The organism is Hominenteromicrobium mulieris (assembly GCF_046197855.1).
Classification (GTDB): Bacteria; Bacillota; Clostridia; order Oscillospirales; family Acutalibacteraceae; genus Hominenteromicrobium; species Hominenteromicrobium mulieris.
The window spans coordinates 88,912-105,193 of sequence record NZ_CP173188.1; the positions used below are offsets into that span (position 1 = coordinate 88,912).

Annotated in this window: 11 protein-coding genes; all 11 read left to right on the plus strand. The window is 55.7% G+C overall.

Annotation, left to right across the window (positions count from 1 at the left end):
* Positions 1-605: 605 nt before the first annotated feature.
* The 11 genes from ACI0CA_RS00420 (at position 606) to ACI0CA_RS00470 (ending at position 16,280) form a co-directional block, all read left to right on the plus strand.
* Positions 606-959, plus strand: coding sequence for a TnpV protein (locus ACI0CA_RS00420; protein WP_105205001.1), 354 nt, complete (start codon positions 606-608; stop codon positions 957-959).
* Positions 960-1,024: 65 nt separating this feature from the next.
* Positions 1,025-9,520 carry an LPD11 domain-containing protein gene (locus ACI0CA_RS00425; RefSeq protein ID WP_446806977.1) on the plus strand — a complete coding sequence of 2,832 codons (8,496 nt, stop codon included), beginning with the start codon at positions 1,025-1,027 and terminating at the stop codon, positions 9,518-9,520.
* Positions 9,521-9,531: 11 nt separating this feature from the next.
* Positions 9,532-9,867: a DUF3848 domain-containing protein gene (locus ACI0CA_RS00430; RefSeq protein WP_015535525.1), complete on the plus strand. Its 336-nt coding sequence runs from the start codon at positions 9,532-9,534 to the stop codon at positions 9,865-9,867.
* A gap of 83 nt (positions 9,868-9,950) precedes the next feature.
* Entirely contained in the window at positions 9,951-10,283 is a 333-nt protein-coding gene (locus ACI0CA_RS00435) for a DUF6664 family protein (protein ID WP_015535524.1), read from the plus strand.
* A 335-nt stretch (positions 10,284-10,618) separates the two neighbouring features.
* Complete coding sequence (locus ACI0CA_RS00440) at positions 10,619-11,590, plus strand: toprim domain-containing protein (RefSeq protein ID WP_446806638.1); 972 nt, start codon at positions 10,619-10,621, stop codon at positions 11,588-11,590.
* A gap of 84 nt (positions 11,591-11,674) precedes the next feature.
* The gene (locus ACI0CA_RS00445; protein WP_015535522.1) at positions 11,675-13,069 is read left to right on the plus strand and encodes a helix-turn-helix domain-containing protein; all 1,395 of its coding nucleotides are present in this window, start codon (positions 11,675-11,677) and stop codon (positions 13,067-13,069) included.
* A 79-nt stretch (positions 13,070-13,148) separates the two neighbouring features.
* Positions 13,149-13,340 carry a DpnD/PcfM family protein gene (locus ACI0CA_RS00450; RefSeq protein ID WP_015535521.1) on the plus strand — a complete coding sequence of 64 codons (192 nt, stop codon included), beginning with the start codon at positions 13,149-13,151 and terminating at the stop codon, positions 13,338-13,340.
* Positions 13,341-13,481: 141 nt separating this feature from the next.
* Positions 13,482-13,595 carry a DUF3789 domain-containing protein gene (locus ACI0CA_RS00455; RefSeq protein ID WP_015535520.1) on the plus strand — a complete coding sequence of 38 codons (114 nt, stop codon included), beginning with the start codon at positions 13,482-13,484 and terminating at the stop codon, positions 13,593-13,595.
* Positions 13,592-14,023 carry a plasmid mobilization protein gene (locus ACI0CA_RS00460; protein ID WP_015535519.1) on the plus strand — a complete coding sequence of 144 codons (432 nt, stop codon included), beginning with the start codon at positions 13,592-13,594 and terminating at the stop codon, positions 14,021-14,023. Before ACI0CA_RS00455 ends, ACI0CA_RS00460 begins: the two co-directional genes overlap by 4 nt.
* Position 14,024: 1 nt before the next feature.
* Positions 14,025-15,461, plus strand: coding sequence for a relaxase/mobilization nuclease domain-containing protein (locus tag ACI0CA_RS00465; protein ID WP_395506985.1), 1,437 nt, complete (start codon positions 14,025-14,027; stop codon positions 15,459-15,461).
* A gap of 6 nt (positions 15,462-15,467) precedes the next feature.
* Positions 15,468-16,280, plus strand: coding sequence for a PcfB family protein (locus ACI0CA_RS00470; protein WP_015535518.1), 813 nt, complete (start codon positions 15,468-15,470; stop codon positions 16,278-16,280).
* The last annotated feature ends 2 nt before the right edge of the window (positions 16,281-16,282 follow it).

The window sequence follows — 16,282 nt, forward strand, 5'->3', positions numbered from 1 at the left end:
CGGTGAACACAATGGAAAACCCCGACTGAAATACTACTTTGATATTTCCGATACCCATGAGGCCCGGTTCCCCCGCCCCGTCCCCCTTTGGACGGTGCGGGAGGAATATGCGCCGGACATCATTGAAACGCTGGAAAACAGCTTTGGAGAGCTGGAGCGCAAGGAGGATTTGGGTGAAGCACTGCTCTCTGCGGCAAAGAACGCCGTGGAGGACAATATGCCCGACTACCTGGCAGAATTGAAAACCCTCACGGAAGGCAGCTTTCTGGAAGAACTGGATGAGCTGAACCTGGAAGTGGAATACCGCAGGGCGGTGCAAAACAGCATTGGATATATGCTGCTGGTGCGCTGCGGCCTTGACCCGTCTGAATATTTTGAGGACATGGATTTCCGGGATGTGACGGACTTTAACACCCCGCAGACGTTGAACGCTTTAGGCGTGGCCACCGGGGACATCTCCCAGATGTGCCTTTCCGCCATTTCCCGCACGGTTCTTGCCCTGCAAAGACAGCCCCAAAAAGAAAATCGCACATTTGAACCCCAGCAGAAAAACCAGTATGCTGTAACTGAACAGGAAAACACACAGCTGGAAAGGAGTTTTGAATATGACCGAGATCACTTACACCAGGCAGGGCGACTACAATCTGCCGAACCTTCTGCCGCCCCAGGAGGAGCCGGTTCCCCATGGGAAATACGCATTGCTTCGGAAGAAATTCCTCAAGGAGCACCGCAGGGTGACGTACACCAACCTGCTGACCAGCGGCAAGCTGAACAGCCATCTGGCGGAGATCCAGCAGACCGCCCAGCGCCGGATGGAGCAGATCGTGGCGCAGATGGCCAAGAACCAGGGCGTGACAGAGGAACTGAAAGCCAGCGACCAGATGAAGTGGGTGCAGATGATGAGCAACCTGCAGAACGCGGCGGAGGAAACGGTGCTGGCGGAGCTGATTTACAGCTAATTGATGAACCGGAAGAAAGCGCAGGTGGCGAACAGCTCCCTGCGCTTTTGGATGAAAAGCAGATCATGGCCATCATCGCCAACAAAGATGATGACCTGAAATATAAGAAAAATCAGATCGAGCTTTTCTTTTCGGTTCACAGCGACGTTCAGGAACGGGCCGACTACCTGAAATCCGCTTATCAGGACCGGTACACTGAGATCATCGCTGACGGGCAGCGCCTGGGATATAAGCCCCAGGAGAATGGCCTGCTCATGTGGGAAGGCTCTTACCCATCCCGCACCAGGGAATCTGTATTTTCCTGGGAAGTGGTGGCAGGCTGGACCGCCCAGCTTATTGACAAAAAAGAATACTTCATTCAGACGGACATCCCGCAGCTCCCTACCCAAGAGAGCCAGCAGATGTCCCTTTTTGATTTTGCGGCGTTTCAGCAGCCAACCCAGGCCGAGGGTACGGCCAAACCATCCATTTTCCCTCACCCGGCTCTGCCTCAGCAGGTAATCGACGAGGCGCTGTGCATTGGTGCTAACGACCAGAACAGCCGCCTCATCATCTGCGCCTATTTCAAAAAGGATAAGCCGGACAATGCCAGGTTCCTGGCAGAGCACTATGGAGAGAACGGCGCTGGCTTTTATCTGGATGGCCGACAGTATGCCATCTGGTACAACGCCGAGGGAATCCGCATTGCCCAGGGCGAAAGCGCCCAGCGTTCCAGCGCCACCCTCATCCCCTGGGAACAGGCGGCGGCCCGTATCCGGGAACTGCTGGACTTGGGCCGATATATGCCCCAGAGCGAGCTTGACCGGGTGGATGAGTATGAGCGCCAGCAACGGGCCGCGCAGCTATGGTATCTCCGGCAGGATTTTGCAGAAGGCACTGCCGACGCGGGCTATCTTCCCACGGTGAATACCATTTACGGTAAAAATCATGGGTTTCCAGAGGAAAGCGCCGCCATAAGCGATTTGTTAGGCCATCCGGAGGGGCTGCAGAACCTGCGGGATGAGCTGGAGCAGTTTGTCCAGGCATACAGAGAGAACCGGGAACTGCTGCGATTCCATTTCCACCGTCCGCAAAAATTGCTGGAGCAGCTTTCCGACCTGCAGCGGGAACCGCTGCACTTTACCGCCGCCGAAGGGTACGCCCCCCAGCGGCGTTTTTTCATCTCCGGGGACGAGATCGACAACCTTCTCCGGGGTGGAAAACGCAGCACCGATTACCGGCTGGCCGTGTATTCTTTCTATCGCAACCACACAGAGCGCAAGGAACGGGAGAATTTCTTAAAGCACTACCACGGCGAGTACAGCGGCCATTCCAGTGGGAATGACGATGTGACCTACCAGCTCAGTAAAGGCGTTTCTTTCAGCCACGGCAGTATCACCGCCCCCTACGCCAAGGTGGAGCTGAAATGGAACGCCGTGGAAAAGCGCGTCAGCGCCATGATCGCCCAGGGGCGGTTCCTCACCGATGAGGACCGCGCCGCCATGCCGCAGTATGAGAAGCACCAGCTTGCCCGGAATATCCGCACTTTCTTTGAAAACGTACCCCAGGAGCAGCCCCACCCCTATCCCTTTGGCTTTGACTATTGGGACGCGGTGAAGCTCATCGAGCCGCAGCTTGACGACCCGGCCCGTGTGGAAGAAATCTATCAGATGATGGTCCCCATTTGGGAGGCCACCCCGCAGGATGACAGGATGTACGCCCTGCGCCAGCAGGCGTTTGAAAACCTCACTGCCTTCCGGCAGGGAACCTTCACGCTCTTTGCAGAGCACAAGGAGCCTGTGGTTCCCACCATGCCGCAAGCCAAAGCCTACGACCTGGGCTACGGCTATTTGGGAAACGGCGTCACGGTGTGGAACCGGCTGGAGGAGGAACACGGTGACTACAAAACGGTTGCCCACATCGCCCCAGACCGCACGGTGACCTTCTACGAGGAGGAAATGCCCCAGGCAGTGCGGGAGGAAATCCAGCGGATTGCTGACACTTCGGAAATGACCATTTCCGCCACCCAGGACGCGCCGGTGTTCACCGTGCCGCCCAGGGCGCAGGAACCACCCCAAAAAGAAGAACCGGTAGACCCCTACCCGAAGCTGGCCGCCCAGGTGCTGCGTTTTGTGGGAGAGTTTGATGGTTCCCGCATGGGTTATGGTGAGGATGACGCCCAGGCGGTGGAAAATATCGCCCGGCAGCTCCATGACCCCGTTCAGAGAGAGGAAATCCGCAGACTGCTTCAATCCTTCCTGGACCATGCGGACCTGGAAGAAGAAATCGCGGTGGACATCACCCTCTGTATGGAGCAGATCGCGGAGCTGCCCCCGGCCCTTACCCCGGAACAGGCGCAGATAGAAGAAATCGCCGGTTATCTGGAGGAGGCCGGATATGCGGTATCCAGCGAACTGGTCGAAGAAGGTTTGATGGATTACCGTGCCCATGGCGGCAAAGGTAACAGCCAGGATGTTGCCGACTTCATTGAGCGCGAGTTTTTGTCCGAGGAGCCGGAACCTGCTTCACTGGAGATTGCCAAAGAATTTATCAACGATTTCTGCGAGGCCGAGTATGGCAGTCCAGCCGATTTCAGTGATCTGGAAAAGGTGGGCATTGCCTACACCACTGTTACGGATGAGGAAATTCCCATCCAGGTCAATGCCGACTTGGTCCATTACCGCATTGAGCGTTATCTGGACGGGCAGTTTTTGGAGCGCAGGCAGTATGAGAGCCTGGATGAACTCATCCAAAATGAGCTGGCCGAACTGGACTTTGACCAACTCACCTCTGTGGACCAGGACTATTTCAATGGAAAATACCCTCCCGACATAGAGCCATACATCTTCTGCGAGTGGAGCGAAAGCCCCGTGTTTGAAGATGGAAAACGCTACGGTATCCGTGAATTTGACACCCTGATGAAACAGGCGGATGAGGAGCAGGTGGCCGGTGCAAAGGCTGCTCTTGAAAAATACGGCACTTGGCAGGTGTGGTACGAATCCGATGACCCAGAAAATGCTCGGTTCCTGGGGTATGACAAGGTGAAATTTACCGTGGTCATGCCAGATGGCACCACCTACACCGAGCGCCAGGATATTGGGGACGGTGACGGGGGCGTTCTGGACTTCCTCGCACAATATCCCAAGTACCAAGACATCCTTCCCTTGTTGCAGCAAAGTACACCACCACAAAATGATTATATGCTTTTAAGCCGCCTGAAAGCCGACTGCGACTATTTCTTGGGCGCTGGCGGGCGGGCAGAAAAGCACCTGTGGGCTGGGAACGTGCGAGAGCAAATCGCCAAAATGCGGGAACTCTATGACGCCCTGCCGGAAAAACCGGAATGGCTCACCATGGAGGACATCGACCGCTATGCCCAGCGCATGGAGCCGCCTTACGAAGTGGTGGTGTACCACCACTTTGAAAATGGCTTTGATGAACGGCTGGATTACCAAACGCTGGCGGAGGCCGAACAAGCTGCGCAGAAATATGTGGCCGGCACTATGGAGGGCGAGGATGGCTTTGCCTATGATGGCGCGGGTATCTATGACCTTCAGGAGAACAGATGGCTGCGGGTTTACGGGAACTTCCCTGATGAACGAGCCATTGAGCAGGCAAAACAAGCCCCTGCCGCAGAGGAACCGTCAGCCAGCCCAGAGCAGGCCGATTTACAGCCTAAAAAAGAAGAAGCACTCCCACTGCCGCCGAAGCACCCCCGCCGTGAGCGCATTACTTTCACAACCCTGCACCCGGAGGTCCCCAGGGATCAGCGCCATGATTTCCACATCACCGATGACGCCCTGGGCCACGGCACCCCCAGCGAGAAATACGCGGCCAATGCTGCCGCCATCCGCACCTTGAAGCAGATCGAAGCTGAGGAACGGCTGGCCACGCCCGAAGAACAGGAAATCCTGTCCCGCTATGTGGGCTGGGGCGGCCTTGCAAACTGCTTTGAACAAACCAGCCCCCATTATGAGGAACTGAAATCTCTGCTGGATTCGGAGGAATACGCAGCGGCCAGGGCCAGCTCCCTCACCGCCTTTTACACGCCGCCTGTGGTCATCCGGGGAATCTATAAGGCCCTCGCTCAGATGGGCTTTACCCAAGGGAACATTTTGGAGCCATCCTGCGGCACCGGTAATTTCCTTGGCTTGCTCCCCACAGATTTGGCGGGCAGCAAAGCCTATGGCGTAGAGCTGGATTCCATTTCCGGGCGGATTGCGGGCCAGCTTTACCAGAATGCCAACATTTCCGTAAACGGCTTTGAAACTGTGCAAATGCCCGACAGCTTTTTTGATGTAGCCGTGGGCAACGTCCCCTTTGGGGATTTCAAAGTGCTGGATAAACGGTACGACAAGCACCACTGGCTGATCCACGACTATTTCTTCGGCAAGACGCTGGACAAGGTGCGGCTCGGCGGTATTGTGGCGTTCATTACCAGCAAAGGCACTCTGGACAAGGAAAACTCCAGCGTCCGAAAGTACCTGGCACAGCGCGCCGATCTCATTGGGGCCATCCGCCTGCCGGATAACACCTTCAAGCGGAACGCCGGAACGGAAGTGACCAGCGACATCATTTTCCTGCAAAAGCGCGACCACATCACCGATTTAGACCAGGATTGGGTGCATTTGGACACCGATGAAAACGGAATCCGCATGAACCGCTATTTCGTGCAGCACCCGGAGATGATTTTGGGCGACATGGTGATGGAATCCACACGGTTCGGGCCGGACAGCGCCTGCAAAGCCCGCGAGGGGGAAGATTTATCCGAGCAGCTTGCCAATGCCATCCAGTTTTTGCAGGCGGAAATCAAGCCCTATGAGCTGGAGGAGCTGGACGAGGAGGAAGATCGCTCCATCCCTGCCGACCCCACAGTGAAGAATTTCAGCTACACGATTGCAGATGGGCAAGTATACTACCGAGAAAACAGTCTCATGCACCCGGTGGAAGTCTCCGTCACGGCGGAAAACCGTATCCGTGGCATGATCGAGCTGCGGGAATGTACCCGCAGGCTTATTGAGTACCAGACCGAAGGCTACCCGGATGAGGATATTGCAGCCGAGCAGCAAAAGTTCAACGCCCTTTACGACAGCTTCACCGCCAAGTATGGGCTGCTGAACAGTCGCGGCAACAAGCTGGCCTTTTCGGAGGACTCCAGCTACTGCCTCTTGTGCTCTCTGGAGGTGCTGGATGAGCAGGGCAACCTAAAAAGAAAAGCCGATATGTTCACCCGGCGCACCATCCGGCCCCATGTGGCTGTCACCAGTGTGGATACAGCCAGTGAAGCGTTGGCGGTGTCCATTTCGGAAAAAGCCCGTGTGGATATGGACTATATGGCAGAGCTGTCGGGTAAATCCCCGGAGGAACTGGAAAAAGAGCTTGCCGGGGTGATCTACCGGGATATTCGCTGTGCGGAGAACCCGGAGGACATCCTGCCTTCTTTGGCGGATTTGAGCCGCTATCCTCTTGTCACGGCGGATGAGTACCTTTCCGGGAAAGTGCGCCAAAAGCTGCGGATGGCAAAAGCATTCCTGGAAGTGGCCCCTGACAATCAGAAGGAAACCGCCCGCAGAAATGTGGAGGCCCTGGAAGCCGTTCAGCCCCAGGATTTGGGCGCTGGAGAAATTGGCGTGCGCATTGGCGCGAACTGGGTGCCCATCGAGGTGTACCAGCAATTCATGGTGGAGCTGCTCACCCCCAATTACTATGTGCGGGATCGTATTAAAATCCTGCGCTCCGAAGCCACCGGCCAATGGAGCATCCGGGAGAAAAACGCCGACCGCAGCAATGTGAAAGCCATTACCACCTACGGCACCAAGCGGATGAGCGCCTACCACATCTTGGAGCAGACCCTAAATCAAAGGGATGTGCGGGTATTTGACTATATTGAGGACGAGAACGGCAAGAAAAAGCCTGTCCTCAACAAAAAAGAAACCGCGATTGCCCAGGACCGGCAGGAACTCATCAAGCAGAAGTTTGCCGAGTGGATCTGGAAAGACATCGACCGCCGGGAACTGCTGTGCCGTGTTTACAACGAAACCTTCAACGGCGTCCGCCCCCGTGAGTATGATGGGCGGCACATCCGGTTTGAGGGCATGAACCCGGAAATTTCCCTACGGCCTCATCAGATCAACGCGATTGCCCATATCCTTTACGGCGGGAATACCCTGCTGGCCCACGAGGTGGGGGCGGGCAAGACCTACGAGATGGTGGCCGCTGCCATGGAGATGAAGCGTTTGGGCCTTTGCACCAAGTCGCTGATCGTGGTGCCAAACCACATCACCGAGCAGTGGGCGGCGGAATGGCTCCAGCTCTATCCCAGCGCCAACATTTTAGTTGCCACGAAGAAAGATTTTGAAACCCAGAACCGCAAGAAGTTTTGCAGCCGCATTGCCACCGGGGACTACGACGCCATCATCATCGGCCACAGCCAGTTTGAAAAAATCCCCATGAGCCTGGAGCGCCAGCAGGCCATTTTGGAGCGCCAGATTGAAGAAATCCTGGAAGGAATCGAGCAGGCCAAGGCACAGAAGGCGGAACGCTACACGGTCAAGCAGATGGAGCGTACCCGGAAATCGCTGGAGACAAGGCTGGCCAAGCTCAACGACCAGAGCCGCAAGGATGACACCGTCACCTTTGAGCAGCTCGGCGTGGACAGGCTCTTTATTGATGAGAGCCATTATTTTAAGAACTTGTTTTTGGCGACAAAAATGCGAAACGTGGGCGGCATTGCCCAGACCGAAGCCCAGAAATCCAGCGACCTGTTCATGAAAACGCAGTATCTGGACGAGTTGACCGGCGGGCGCGGCGTGATTTTTGCCACCGGCACCCCTATCTCCAACTCCATGGTAGAGCTTTACACCATCCAGAGGTATTTGCAGTACAGGCTCCTGCAGGAGATGGGCCTTGTCCATTTCGATGACTGGGCGGGGAGCTTCGGAGAAACGGTTACAGCCATCGAGTTATCGCCGGAGGGCACCGGCTACCGAGCCAAAACCCGGTTTGCCAAGTTTTATAACCTGCCGGAGCTGATGGCTGCTTTCAAGGAGGTTGCCGACATCCAAACAGCGGATATGCTTTGTCTGCCTGTTCCCAAGGCAAACTTCCACACGGAAGTGATCCAGCCCTCGGAGCTTCAGAAAGAGATGATAAGGGGGCTGGCGGAACGGGCAGAGAAAATCCGTGCCGGTGGGGTTGACCCCCATGTGGACAATATGCTCCGCATTACCAATGACGGGCGGAAATTGGCGCTGGATATGCGGCTCATCAACCCTCTCGCTGCCGACGACCCCAATGGCAAGGTGGCTGTCTGCGCCCGGAATGTGTTCCGCATCTGGGAACAGACTAAAGAAAAACGCTCTGCCCAGCTTGTATTCTGCGACCTGTCCACACCTACTACCGATGGCTCTTTCAGTGTTTATGACGACCTAAAAAAGAAACTGATGGACGCCGGTATCCCGGAAGAAGAAATCGCCTTTATCCACACGGCAGACAGCGAAGCCAAAAAGAAGGAGCTGTTTTCCAAGGTGCGCGCCGGGCAGGTGCGGGTGCTGCTGGGTTCCACGGCCAAAATGGGCGCAGGCACTAACGTCCAGGATAAGCTCATTGCCCTGCATGACCTGGACTGCCCCTGGCGGCCTTCCGACCTTCAGCAGCGGCTGGGGCGTATCGTCCGCCAGGGCAATGAAAATGAGGAGGTGGAAATCTATCGGTATGTAACGGAAGGCACTTTTGACGCTTACCTCTACCAGCTTGTGGAGAACAAGCAGAAGTTCATCGCCCAGATCATGACCAGCAAGGCCCCCGTCCGTGTGGCGGATGATGTAGATGAAACTGCCCTCAGCTATTCGGAAATCAAGGCATTGGCCACCGGCAACCCACTTATTATCGAGAAGTGCAACCTGGATATGGAGGTGGCGCGGCTCAATATGCTGAAAGCCAGCCACTTGAACCAGGTGTACGCTCTGGAGGAACTGGTGTATCGGAAATACCCGGAGGAAATCACCCAGCTCACGGAACGGATCGCGGGCTATGAGCAGGATGTGGCGCTGGCGGCGGCCCACCCCAAGGCCCAGGAGGGCTTCTGCGGCATGGAGGTGGATGGCAGGCACTACACCGAAAAAGAGGGCGCCGGCAAGGCTATCATTGATGTTTGCACCCGTATGACAGGTTCCGACGCTGTTCTTTTGGGGCAGTACCGGGGCTTTTCCATGGTGCTGGCTTATGATGGCAGGAGCAACGAGTATCGGATCACGCTCAAAGGCACTCTTTCCCATACGGTGACGCTGGGGGCGGATGTGTTCGGCAATATCACCCGCCTGGACAACGCTCTGGAAAACCTTGCAGGCAGCCTGCAGGCCGAGCAGAACAGCCTGGAGGAAACCAAGGCCCAGCTTGAAAACGCCCGCACGGAATTGGCTACACCTTTTGCCCGCGAGGAGGAGCTGGCGGAGAAAACAGCCCGTTTGAAAGAGCTGAATATTCTGCTCAACATGGATGAGAAGGACAAAACATTGATGGACGATACCCCAGACGAGGGCGAGGATGTGCCTGCCCGGAGGGTTGCGGAGCTGGCACGGTAAAGGAGGATACGATGACCAACGAAGAATTAAATACCAGGCTCTATGAGAAAATGTTTGCGGAACAGGAGCAGTTCCGGGATTGGCTGCTCTCCCAACCGCCGGCTGAGATTTTGAACCATGCCTATGAGTACACGGTGCGGGAGGACATCCTGATGTCTCTTGAATACCACGATCTGGAGGATAGTCAGGCCAGGGCGCTGCTGAAATCTGACAAGCCCTTGAAGCAGATTTTTGAGAGGTGGGAGAACCAGGAAACCTCTTATATGGATACGGTATGGGATACTGTCCAGGAACAGGCCAGGGCCGCCGAAGCCAAACAGAAAGCCAAAGCGCAGAAAGAAAGGTGATTGCACATTTGCCATTGCGCTGCGGGGCAGGTATAGTATAATAAAAATCGTGATAAGGGGTGATGATAGATGGACGATGATAGATGGACGATAGCTACTGCCTGCTCCCGGAGCGCATTTCCGAGCAGTTTTCTGAAATCGACAGCGACATCGTGATGGATTTGGCGGCTGCCAGCCCGGAATATACCGAGTTGAAGGCCCAGATGGAGGAACTGAAACGCCAAAATCTTGTGATTGGCGCTCTGCTGGAGGGCAAGGGAGAACTTTCTTTTACCGCTGAGGAGCATGAAGCCTTGAAAGAATTTATCCGGCTGTATATGCGGGCCGATAATATGGAACGGGAACACATCTACTTCCGGGGCCATGCAGACGGATTTGCCTATCTGAAGAAAATCGGCGCTTTCAAAACTGAATAGTTTTTTGGGCGGCATGGAAAAATCCATGCCGCTTTTACATATCCAAATTCATTCGCACCCCCAAAAAGGTCTTGAACAAAACAAGTTTTTACGGATTAGGAGTAAAAACTATTGAAATTCTTGGAGTTTTTGGATATGGCTTAAAGCTGCCGCCCAAAACTGCACATTCCCCATTCATATCTGCATATAAATCGCAAAAGTATATGCAGAAAGTCGATTGGAGCAATCCAGTCGGCTTTTTCCATATCTGAAAAGAGTACAGCCCCTTTTACATAGTCAGCTACCCCACATGGGGCGGCTAATCTATGGCTATGTGAAGGGGGCTGTATTTTTTTATGCCTTTTTACGATTCAGAAGCCATCGAACGGGCAAGGCAGGTGGACCTGCTCACCTACCTGCAAACCTGCGAACCCCAGGAGCTGGTCCATGTGTCCGGCAACGTCTACTGCACTAGGACCCATGACAGCCTGCGGATTTCCAACGGCAAATGGTGCTGGTTTTCCCGCGGGATTGGCGGTTACAGTGCGCTGGACTATCTCATCAAGGTCAACGGCTATTCCTTTTTGGAGGCCATGGAAACTATCTCCGGAAGGGCTGCCATCCCGCCGCCTTCCTTTGTGCCAGCGCCGAAGGAGGAAAAGCCCAAGCACCTGCTTCTGCCCCAGGCCGCCCCGGATAATCGGGCGATGATGGCCTATCTCAAAGGCCGGGGCATTGACCAGGAGATTTTGGACTACTGCGTTCAGACCGGGCGGATTTATGAGAGCCGGAACAAGGGCCACAGCAACGTGGTTTTTGTGGGCTTCGACAAGGATGGCAAGGCGCGGTTCGGCTGCCTGCGGGGAATCAGTGAAGCCCGGTTCCACGGGGATTTAAGCGGCAGTGATAAGCACTTTTCCTTCGCCCTGCCCGCTTGCGTGGAAAATCCGGCAGTCCATCTGTGCGAGTGCGCCATTGATGTGATGTCCTATGCCACTCTCTGCAAGCTGGACGGGATTGACTGGCGGCGGCACAATCTGCTGTCCCTGGCCGGGGTGTACCAGCCGAAGAAAAAGATGGAGGAAAGCAAGCTGCCGGTGGCCCTCACCCGATTTTTGGATGACCACCCCCATGTGAAAACCGTCTATCTCCATTTGGACAATGACACGGCTGGCCGGCTGGCGGCCAAGGCAATCATGGCTGTCATGCCGGAGGGCTACCGTGTGGAGAACAAACCGCCGCCCCGTGGAAAGGATGTGAATGATTTTCTGTGCCACCGGCTGGGGATTCCCATTCGGGGCAGCCACAGCAAAGAGCCGGAGCGGTGAGTTGCCAGTTTTGCAGCTTCGACAGATTCTCCCTCTTGCAAATTGTTATCATATATGTTAACATTAAAGCAGTGAGGTGAGAGTATGGATGAACTGCGCAAACGGCAGAAAATCATATCCCAGCTTGTGGAGGCCCGTCTGGAGCAGGGCATTTCCCAGGCAGAACTGGCAAGGCGGCTGGGAATCCAGCGTTCCGGCATTAACCGCCTGGAAAGTGGGACACAGAACCCCACGCTTGATATGATCTTAAAAATCGCCTCGGCGCTGGGAAAGGATGTTTCACTGGAACTGAACGACAAGGAGGAGCCTATGAGTAATGTTTACAGTCTCCGCATTTATGATACGGAGCTAATGCGCTTTTCCATGGAAAAGCAGGGCTTGTCCGGCCTTGTGGCTGAAATCTTATACACCAACGAGGAGCAGGCCCATTTGCTGCCTTTGGATATGGAGCGCACCGGCGAGGGCGTCATTCATTGGCTGGAGCGGCGGGTTATCCCCAAAAACCGCGCCTTTGTGGACGAGATTTTGAAAACCCTTGGCCTCAGCCACAACGACACCAAGGGAATCATCGACGTGTGCAAGGGGCTGTCGCTCAACGACAGCTATTGGGTGGTGCCGGAAGGATTTGAGGGGGGATTCTCCCAATACAATCTTTACGAAAATCGCTTTTCCGAGATACTGGCGCTGGTGGCCTATACCGGCGCAGGCGGGAGCAGGCAGGCGTTTACCACATCCCCGGAGCTGACCACAGGCGGTATGCTGCCCAAGGCGTGGCGATATGTGGAGCACGATGGGATTTATCTCTACAAGGGCGGCACGACCGGCGCGTCCAATGCGGGCCGGGAGCCGTACTGCGAGTATTATGCTTCGCAGATTGCGGAAACCATGCGTCTGAACGCCGTGCATTATGACCTGGAGAATTGGAAAGGCATTACCGCCTCTAAGTGCGCCCTGTTTACCAACATCGACACAGCCTATATCCCCATCGGGCGCATTGTCCGAACCGGGGGCATTGCCGCCTGCCTTGCCTACTACGACAAGCTGGGGCCGGAGTTTTCCGAGCAAATCCGCAGTATGCTGGTGTTTGACGCTCTGATTTACAATGAGGACCGCCACTTTGGAAACTTTGGCGTCCTGCGGGATAACCACAGCGGCAACATTATTGCGCCCGCCCCCATTTTTGACAATGGGCTGTCCCTGTTCTGCTATGCCGGTAAGGAAGATTATGCGAATCTGGACGAGTATGCAAAAACCCGTTCTAACCCCTACAACATCTCCTATGAGGAAGTGTGTGCAGAGGTCATGGGGCCAAAGCAGAAAGAGCAGCTTCGCCGCATGATCGGGTTCCGGTTCAAGCGCCACGAAAGCCTGGGCCTGCCGGAAGAACATTTGCAGGCCATTGAGAAGCATTTGGAGAGCCGGGTGCGTAAGCTGCTGGCAATCCCCACCCGTCATCTGAAACAGGAGAAGGCGCGGTAAAAACGAATCTCTTTTTTGGAGAGCGTTCTGAAAATGGACGCTCTTTTTTGCTGCCCATTTTTAGAGAGGAGCGTGAGTGATGAACCATTATGATGTTACCATCCGGGAAACGCTGGAGGTGAAAATGAAGGTGGCGGCAAACAGCCGGGAGGAGGCCGAGCAGTTTGCCAGGGACCAATGGAAACGCGGCGAAGTCGTTCTGGACGCCAGCCATTTTACCGGCGTGGAGTTCCATGCCAAGCGGTATTTCCGTGACCGGGGCGAGCGATGAGTTCTTTTTTCGCCTGTCCCGGATTCCCCGCAGGGGAATGGAATGTAGCTGTACCAGCAAGCATCGCCTTTGTGATACCACAAAGGCCGCTTGTTAGGGGGAACGCCCCCTAATACCCCTTTTGAAAGGATGGAGGTTTTCATGGAAGGATTGTTTTTCGCCATTGGATTTCTGCTGGGCGGTGTGGTCGGCGTGCTGATTATGTGCCTGCTTCAAATCAACCGCATAGGCAGAAAGGAGGATTCGGAAGAATGAGAAAACGCAACGTACACGTACAGTTTTGGCTGGACAAAAAAGAGGCGGAAGCCTTCAACAAAAAAGTAAAGCGCAGCGGCCTTTCCCGTGAGGCGTACCTGCGCCATCTGGTGAACGGCCTGGTTCCCCAGGACGCGCCGCCGCCCGCCTACTACGACTTTATGCGGGAGCTTCACCGGATTGGCGGCAACCTCAACCAGATCGCCCAGAAAGCCCATGTGCTGGGCGTCATTGATGAGCGCCGCTATGATGAGGAAATGCGAAAATTCGACCAGCTCGTCCGGGACATCACCAAAGCGGTGATCCTTCCCCGCGCTATGGACACGAAGGGGTCCCCGCGAAGCCTGCTTCGTGGGGAGAAGGAGCACCCGCGAAGCGGTGAGCCTTTTGACGCTTGCGGCAAAAGCGGCAAGCGGAGCGCGGTGTGACGTGGCTACCACGTCTATCTGGCGGGTGAACGGCTGGCTGGGCAAGGTTCTCATCTATATCGAGAATCCAGATAAGACCGAAAATCCTGATTTCTTTGAAAAGCAGGATATGGATGGCAAGGAGGCCCAGGGCCTATCCGATGTGATCGAGTATGCCGTCCAGCAGCAAAAAACAGGCAAGACGGTGGAAAGCGAAGGCGAAACGGTCATGCGGCAGTTTGTTTCCGGGGTGAATTGCAGCCCCTCTACGGCCCGCGATGAGATGATAGCGGTAAAAAAGCGTTTCGGAAAGGAGGGCGGGACTGTGGCCTACCACGGCTATCAGAGCTTTGCCCCCGGCGAGGCCACGCCGGAGCTGGCCCATGAGATCGGCCTTGCCCTGGCAAAAAAGCTGTGGGGTGAAAAATACCAGGTGCTGGTGGCTACCCATCTGGACAGGGAAAATCATCTGCACAATCATTTTGTAGTGAACACGGTTTCCTTCGTGGACGGCATCAAGTACCATCGTACCGAGCAGGATTATTTCGATATGCAGCGGGAATCCGACCGGCTGTGCCGCGAGTATGGGCTTTCTGTCATTGAGAACCCCCAGCGGGGAAAATCCAAGCACTACGGGGAATGGCGGGCCGAGCAGGAAGGCCGCCCCACCTATCTCTCCCTCATCAAAGCCGATGTGGATACTGCCATCCGCCAGTCTATGACGGAACGGCAGTTTTTTTATCATCTGCGGCAGATGGGCTATGACGTCAAGGTGGGCAAGGATATTACGGTCCGCCCGCCGAATTACCCCCGTGGACGCAAGCTCATGCGTAACTTTGGCGAGGACTACTCGATGGAGAACATCCGCAGGCGGATTTTAGCCCAGCGCCGCCCCCAGCGGGAACACAGGCCGGAGCCGTTTCGGTGCAGGCTACACGGGGATTTGAAACAGGCCAAAAAGGTGACGGGGTTCCGCGCCCTCTACTTCCACTACTGCTATCTGCTGGGGGTATTCCCCCAAAAGCAGAACCGCCCGCCCAGGCGGGTGCCTCATGCACTGCGGGAGGATTTGATCCGGGCGCAGGAGCTTACCGATGAAGCCTGCCTTCTTTCCCGCCACCGCATTGACACCCTGGAGCAGCTTAACGCCTATCGGTCCGATGTGAAATCTCAGTTTGCCGGCCTGACGGAACAGCGGAAAAGCCTGTACCGGAAACTTCGCACCAAGGCAGTGCTGGCCGACCCTGCCAGGCAGGAGTATATCCGGGCTGAGATCTCCAAACTATCTGCGCAGATCAAGGAGCTGCGCCGGGAGGTGAAGCTGTGCGGGGATATTGCCCTGCGCTCCACTTCCATCAAGGATAAGATACAGGCCGCCCGTGAGGAAGTCTCCGGCAGGGATGAGAAAGCCCGCCAGGAGCCGGAGCAGGGCCGGGCGGCTCCCCCAGGAAGGAGATGATTTTTGATGTATAACTCAGGCGACGCGGCGGAGCAAGTGGTACGGATGAGCCTGGAGGGCGCTGAATTTGCCCTCAAAATCACCGGTTCTGCTGCTAAAAATCTGGCCGCCGCCCTTTACACGGTTCTGAAAGACCAGAAAAAGACCAAGGGCAAAGCCCGCATTGAAGCCATGCTGCGGGAGAAGCGCCCCTTAAAGGTTTACACCATCAAGAAGGAGGATTGCCCGGAGTTTGCCAAGCAAGCCAAGGGGTACGGGATTCTTTATGCGCCCATCCCGGTGAAGAAAGGCGACGACACCATCGACATTCTGGTGTTCGAGGATGACGCTGCCAGAGCCAACCGGATCGTGGAGAAGTTCAAGCTCACCGTTGTGGATACGGCTTCGATCAAGGAGGATATTGAGAAATCCCGCGAACAGCGCGGCAGCGAACCCGCCGCGCCGGAGCAGGCCATGCCGGAAAAGAGTGTGGACGACCAGCTTTTGGATGAGCTGATGGAAAAGCCCACCCAGAAAGAAAAAGCCCAGCCGGAAAATCCGGCAGCGGAGAAGAACGCCCCTTTTGCCCCAGCGGCGGAAAAATCCCCTCCGTCCGAGCCTATCTCCGAGAGCAGCAGCAAGTCCGCAAGGGGTACTTCTGATGGAGCCGAGAAGCCTTCCGTCCGGCAGGAGCTGCGGGACATCCAGGCCCAGCGGAAGAAGGAGGCGGAGGCTGCCAGGGCCGAGGAGCCGGCTGCACCCCAGAAGAAGGCGGCTCAGAAAACAACCCGGCACCAGCCGCCCAAACCCAAAAAGAAGCCCAAATCGAAAGAGAGGTAATC

What these genes read in the sequence shown, in the direction of transcription:
- ACI0CA_RS00455 (WP_015535520.1), top strand. Translation starts at nt 13,482, where the DNA reads ATGGAAGGATTGTTTTTCGCCATTGGATTTCTGCTGGGCGGTGTGGTC.
- ACI0CA_RS00440 (WP_446806638.1), top strand. Translation starts at nt 10,619, where the DNA reads ATGCCTTTTTACGATTCAGAAGCCATCGAACGGGCAAGGCAGGTGGAC.
- ACI0CA_RS00460 (WP_015535519.1), top strand. Translation starts at nt 13,592, where the DNA reads ATGAGAAAACGCAACGTACACGTACAGTTTTGGCTGGACAAAAAAGAG.
- ACI0CA_RS00425 (WP_446806977.1), top strand. Translation starts at nt 1,025, where the DNA reads ATGGCCATCATCGCCAACAAAGATGATGACCTGAAATATAAGAAAAAT.
- ACI0CA_RS00430 (WP_015535525.1), top strand. Translation starts at nt 9,532, where the DNA reads ATGACCAACGAAGAATTAAATACCAGGCTCTATGAGAAAATGTTTGCG.
- ACI0CA_RS00450 (WP_015535521.1), top strand. Translation starts at nt 13,149, where the DNA reads ATGAACCATTATGATGTTACCATCCGGGAAACGCTGGAGGTGAAAATG.
- ACI0CA_RS00435 (WP_015535524.1), top strand. Translation starts at nt 9,951, where the DNA reads ATGGACGATAGCTACTGCCTGCTCCCGGAGCGCATTTCCGAGCAGTTT.
- ACI0CA_RS00420 (WP_105205001.1), top strand. Translation starts at nt 606, where the DNA reads ATGACCGAGATCACTTACACCAGGCAGGGCGACTACAATCTGCCGAAC.
- ACI0CA_RS00445 (WP_015535522.1), top strand. Translation starts at nt 11,675, where the DNA reads ATGGATGAACTGCGCAAACGGCAGAAAATCATATCCCAGCTTGTGGAG.
- ACI0CA_RS00470 (WP_015535518.1), top strand. Translation starts at nt 15,468, where the DNA reads ATGTATAACTCAGGCGACGCGGCGGAGCAAGTGGTACGGATGAGCCTG.